This window comes from Streptomyces xiaopingdaonensis (assembly GCF_000262345.1).
Taxonomy (GTDB): domain Bacteria; phylum Actinomycetota; class Actinomycetes; order Streptomycetales; family Streptomycetaceae; genus Streptomyces; species Streptomyces xiaopingdaonensis.
In genome coordinates this window covers 1-5,329 of the sequence record NZ_AJTQ01000176.1, presented here as the reverse complement: position 1 = coordinate 5,329, position 5,329 = coordinate 1, and the positions used below count along the sequence as shown (strand labels likewise).

General features: G+C 74.9%; 5 protein-coding genes. All 5 read left to right on the top strand.

All coding sequences use genetic code 11. The annotated features are described in order from the left end of the window. Window positions 1-700: TetR/AcrR family transcriptional regulator (locus UWG_RS30075; RefSeq protein WP_016907917.1), on the top strand; the 700-nt coding region annotated here is incomplete at its 5' end. Between the two features lie 248 nt (window positions 701-948). Next, window positions 949-1,851 (top strand): squalene synthase HpnC, encoded by a 903-nt coding sequence (hpnC, locus tag UWG_RS0114375; protein WP_016907916.1) that lies wholly within the window; start codon window positions 949-951, stop codon window positions 1,849-1,851. Then, window positions 1,852-2,793: a presqualene diphosphate synthase HpnD gene (hpnD, locus tag UWG_RS0114370; protein ID WP_016907915.1), complete on the top strand. Its 942-nt coding sequence runs from the start codon at window positions 1,852-1,854 to the stop codon at window positions 2,791-2,793. A gap of 70 nt (window positions 2,794-2,863) precedes the next feature. Next, complete coding sequence (hpnE, locus tag UWG_RS0114365; RefSeq protein ID WP_016907914.1) at window positions 2,864-4,300, top strand: hydroxysqualene dehydroxylase HpnE; 1,437 nt, start codon at window positions 2,864-2,866, stop codon at window positions 4,298-4,300. Window positions 4,301-4,403: 103 nt separating this feature from the next. Beyond that, a partial coding sequence (locus tag UWG_RS0114360) for a polyprenyl synthetase family protein (protein ID WP_016907913.1) occupies window positions 4,404-5,329 on the top strand: 926 nt, incomplete at its 3' end.

Here is a 5,329-nt window from a genome sequence, read left to right as displayed (position 1 = left end):
CCGCCCCGCCGCTCCCGGCAGGAGCGGCTACCACCACGGCGACCTGCGCAACGCGCTCATCCGGGCCGCGACGGCGCTCGCCCGCGAGGGCGGCCCCCAGGCCGTCGTCCTACGGGCCGCGGCGCGCGCCACCGGCGTCTCCCCGACGGCCGCCTACCGCCACTTCCACGGCCAGGGCGACCTCGTGCGAGCCGTCAAGTTCGAGGCCCTGGACCGGCTCGCCGACCGCATGGAGGCCGCGGGTGCCGACCATCCGGGCGCGGACGGGGAGTCGGTGCTCGCCAGGCTGCGGTCCGCGGGCCGCGCGTACGTCCGCTTCGCGCTCGACGAACCCGGCCTCTTCCGCGCCGCGTTCAGCCACCACGTGGAGCCGGCGGCTTCTCCCGAGCCCGCCCGGTCCGAAGTCCCGGCCGCCGCGGAGGAGTTCTGCCCGGAGATCGGCGGGCAGGAGGACCGCGCCTTCCGCCTCCTCTCCGACGTCATGGACGCGCTCCTCGCCGCCGGACTCCTCACGCCGGAGCGCCGCCCCGGCGCGGAGGTGAGCGCCTGGGCCGCGGTGCACGGCGTCGCGATGCTCCTCCTCGACGGCCCCCTCTCGTGCCTTCCCCCGGTCCAGGCGGACGCCACCGTCGTCCGCACCGTCGACGACATGCTGCGAGGCATCCTCGAAGCGCCCTCGGGAGAGGCGCACGGAGGCTGAAGAAAGGCCTGTGCCCTCGTGGTGTTCCTTCTCGTGTGCCCGCCCTCACAGGGGGTTGCCGTACGGCGTAAGCTGTGGCGGGTGCTGATTCACGGCAACTCGGGCGAACGCAACCCCTTCCGTCCTGCCCCGGTGCACGCCCCGCACGGGGCGTCCGCACTGCTCGCTCCGGCGGCGTGTCCGGAATGGGAAGCTCTGGGTCGGCGGTGTAGAAACGGAGATGTGACGGCAATGGCTGCTGGCAGTACGTGGTGACTGCGGAGGAGGACGCGCAGGCGCGCGCCGTGCTCGCCAAGGCCGCGCGCGAGAACTTCCCGGTGGCGCCGCGGTTCCTTCCGCGGGCGTGGCGCGAGGACCTGATGGCCGTCTACGGCTTCGCCCGCCTCGTCGACGACATCGGCGACGGCGACCTCGCCCCCGGCGGCGCGGACGCCGCGCTCCTCGGCGTGGCGCCCGACCTCGCGGACGACAGGCTCGCCGTGCTCGACGCGTTCGAGGCCGACCTCCGCCGCGCCTTCGACCCGGCAGGCCCCCCGCCGAGCCACCCGCTGCTCCGGGCCCTCATCCCCGCGGTCGACCGCAGCGGGCTCGGCATCGAGCCGTTCCTCGGCCTCGTCGAGGCGAACCGCCAGGACCAGAAGGTCCGCCGCTACGCAGGCTGGTCCGATCTCCTCGCCTACTGCGAACTCTCGGCGAACCCGGTCGGACGCCTGGTGCTCGCCGTCACCGGCACCAGCACGCCCGAACGTGTGGAGCGGTCCGACGCGATCTGCACGGCGCTCCAGGTCGTCGAGCACCTCCAGGACGTCGCGGAGGACCTCGCCCGCGATCGGATCTACCTCCCCGCCGAGGACATGGAGCGCTTCCGGGTCACCGAGGCCGACCTCGCGGCACCCAGCGCCAACGCCTCCGTCCGGGCGCTGATCGCCTTCGAGGCGGACCGGGCGCAGTGGCTCCTCGACGAGGGGGCGCCGCTCGTCCGCAGCGTCCACGGCCGGCTGCGTCTCCTGCTCGCCGGGTTCGCGGGCGGTGGCCGCGCCGCCATCGGTGCGCTGCGCGACGCCCGGTACGACGTACTGTCCGGACCACCGCGCGCGGGCCGGCTCCGCCTCGTGCGCCAGGTCGCGGCGAGCCTGCGAAGAGAGGGGTGAGTGGACGTGGACAGAGCCGCGCACGACGCGCAACTGCCGCCCCAGGTGGCCGCGGCCTACCGCTACTCCGAAGCCGTCACGGGGCAGCAGGCCCGGAACTTCGCCTGGGGCATCCGGCTGCTGCCCGAGGCCAAGCGGCAGGCGATGTCCGCGCTCTACGCGTTCTCCCGCCGCGTCGACGACATCGGTGACGGCGCCCTCGCGGCCGACGTCAAGCAGCGCCGCCTCGACGAGACGCGCGAGGTCCTCGACCGCGTCCGCCGCGGGCAGGTGCCGCTCGACGACACCGATCCGGTCGCGGTGGCGCTGAACGACGCGGCGCAGCGCTTCCCGCTGCCGCTCGAAGGGCTCGACGAACTCATCGACGGCGTGCTGATGGACGTCCGCGGCGAGAACTACCGCACCTGGGAGGAGCTGCGGGCCTACTGCCGGTGCGTCGCCGGCGCGATCGGACGGCTCTCGCTCGGGGTCTTCGGCACCGTGCCCGGCGCACGGGAAGCCGACCGCGCTCCCGAGTACGCCGACACGCTCGGTCTCGCCCTCCAACTCACCAACATCCTCAGGGACGTGCGCGAGGACGCCGAGGACGGCCGCACCTACCTCCCCGCCGAGGACCTCGAGAAGTTCGGCTGCGCGGACGGCTTCCACTCGCGGACGCCGTCCACGGCCGCCGACTTCACCGGGCTCGTGCACTTCGAAGTGCATCGCGCCCGCGGCCTCTTCGAGGAGGGGTACCGCCTCCTCCCGATGCTCGACCGGCGCTCGGGCGCCTGCGTCGCGGCGATGGCCGGCATCTACCGCCGCCTCCTCGACCGCATCGAGGCCGACCCGCACGCGGTGCTGCGCGGCCGGGTCTCGCTGCCGGCCCGCGAGAAGGCGTACGTCGCCGCGCGCGGGCTCTCGGGCTGGGACGCCCGGCAGAGTGCGCGGGGGCGAAGGTGAGGGCCCGCGCGCACGGGTGCGAGGAAGCAACCCGCTGCCGTGCCTCCGCGTCAGGCCGGAGGGAGGACGCATGATCGAGGCAACGGGCAGGCCGGCGGGCGCGCGCAGCGCCGTCGTCGTCGGCGGCGGCCTCGCCGGTACGACCGCCGCACTCCGGCTCGCCGACGCGGGCCTGCGCACCACGCTCGTGGAGACCCGGCCCCGCCTCGGCGGCCTCGCCTTCTCCTTCCGGCGCGACTCGGCCGCCGGACCGCTCACCGTCGACAACGGCCAGCACGTGCACCTGCGGTGCTGCACCGCGTACCTGTGGTTGCTGGAGCGGCTGGGCGCCTCCGCGCTCGCGCCGCTCCAGCGTCGCCTCGACATCCCCGTCCTCGACGTCGGCCGGGCGCGGGCGCGCGCGGGGCGGATCGGCCGCGTCGCGCTCCCGGTACCGTTCCACCTGGTGCCGGGGCTCGCCGCCTATCCGCACCTCAGCCTCGCCGAGAAGGCGTCGGTGGGGCGTGCCGCGCTCGCGCTGCGCCGGCTCGATCCGGCCGACCCCGCGCTCGACGGCGTCGACTTCGCCACCTGGCTGCACCGGCACGGTCAGAGCGAGCGCGCGATCGACGCGCTCTGGGACCTCGTGGGCGTCGCCACGCTCAACGCGCACGCTGAGCACGCCTCGATGGGGCTCGCGGCGAAGGTCTTCAAGACGGGGCTGCTCAGCTCGCCGGGCGCCGCGGACGTCGGCTGGGCGCGGGTGCCCCTCGGCGAGATCCACGACGGGCTGGCGCGCTCCGCGCTCGAGGAGTCCGGCGTCCGCACGCTGCTGCGGGCGAAGGCGCGGACACTCGGCACGGGATCTGACGGCGGGCGCCGCGTCGTCGTGGAGCACGGGGGAGAGACGGAGGAGTTCGACGCCGACGTCGTCGTCCTCGCGGTGCCGCAGCGGGAGGCGCACGCGCTGCTGCCCGAACAGGCGCTCGCGGAGCCGGACGCGCTCCTCGACATCGGCACGGCGCCGATCCTCAACGTCCACGTCGTCTACGACCGCAAGGTGCTCAGGCGTCCGTTCCTCGCGGCGCTGGGCAGCCCCGTCCAGTGGGTCTTCGACCGGACGGCGTCCTCGGGACTCACGGGAGGCGGCCAGTACGTGGCGGTCTCCCAGTCGGCGGCGGGCGCGGAGATCGACGCGCCCGTCGCCGAGCTGCGCGCGAAGTACCTGCCCGAGCTGGAGCGGCTGCTGCCTGCCGCCCGCGGCGCGGGCGTGCGGGACTTCTTCGTCACCAGGGAGCGCACCGCGACCTTCGACGCGGCACCCGGCGTCGGGCGACTCCGTCCCGGGCCGCGGACGCGGGCCGCCGGCGTCTACCTCGCCGGCGCGTGGACCGACACCGGGTGGCCGGCGACGATGGAGTCCGCCGTGCGCAGCGGTGCCGCCGCTGCCCGCGAGGCGCTCCGCGGCATCGGGCGGGCCGGCGAGGCCAACCCGGTGCCGGGCACGGAGGGAAGGGCGGTGGCGTGAACGCCGAACACAGCGGTCCCGCGCGCCCGTCGCCCCGACCGACCGCCCTCCTCGTCGAGGCGAGGCACCCGAGACCGACCGCACAGAAGACAGAGGAGACCCTGTGATCCAGGTGAACCAGGGCACCGAGGCCGCTGACACCGCCGACGTCCCCGCGCTGCTGGAGCGCGGACGCACGCTTGCGACCCCTGCCCTGCGTGCGGCCGTCGACCGGCTCGCGCCGCCGATGGACACCGTCGCCGCCTACCACTTCGGCTGGATCGATGCGGAGGGGAACCCCTCGTCGGTGGGCGGCAAGGCGGTGCGCCCGGCGCTCGCGCTGCTCTCGGCGGAGACGACGGGGGCGTCGCCGGAGACCGGTGTCCCCGGGGCCGTGGCCGTCGAACTCGTCCACAACTTCTCGCTCCTGCACGACGATCTGATGGACGGGGACGAGCAGCGCAGGCACCGCGACACCGTCTGGAAGGTGCACGGGCCCTCGCAGGCGATCCTCGTCGGCGACGCGCTCTTCGCGCTCGCCAACGAGGTGCTGCTGGAGCTCGGCACCCCGGAGGCCGGCCGCGCCACCAGGCGGCTGACCACGGCGAGCCGCCGGCTCATCGACGGGCAGGCGCAGGACATCTCCTACGAGCACCGCGACGTCGTCACCGTCGAGGAGTGCCTGGAGATGGAAGGGAACAAGACCGGGGCGCTGCTCGCCTGCGCCGCCTCGGTCGGCGCCGTGCTCGGCGGCGCCGACGACCGCACGGCGGACGTGCTGGAGGAGTACGGCTACCACCTCGGGCTCGCGTTCCAGGCCGTCGACGACCTGTTGGGCATCTGGGGCGACCCGGAGTCGACGGGCAAGCAGACCTGGAGCGACCTGCGGCAGCGCAAGAAGTCGCTCCCCGTCGCTGCGGCGCTCTCGGCGAGCGGCAGCGCGCCCTCGCGGCTCGCCGAGCTGATGGCGGCCGACGCCAAGAAGTCGCAGGCGGAGTTCGAGGACTTCGACGAGGCCGAGTTCGCGACGCGCGCCGCGCTGATCGAGGA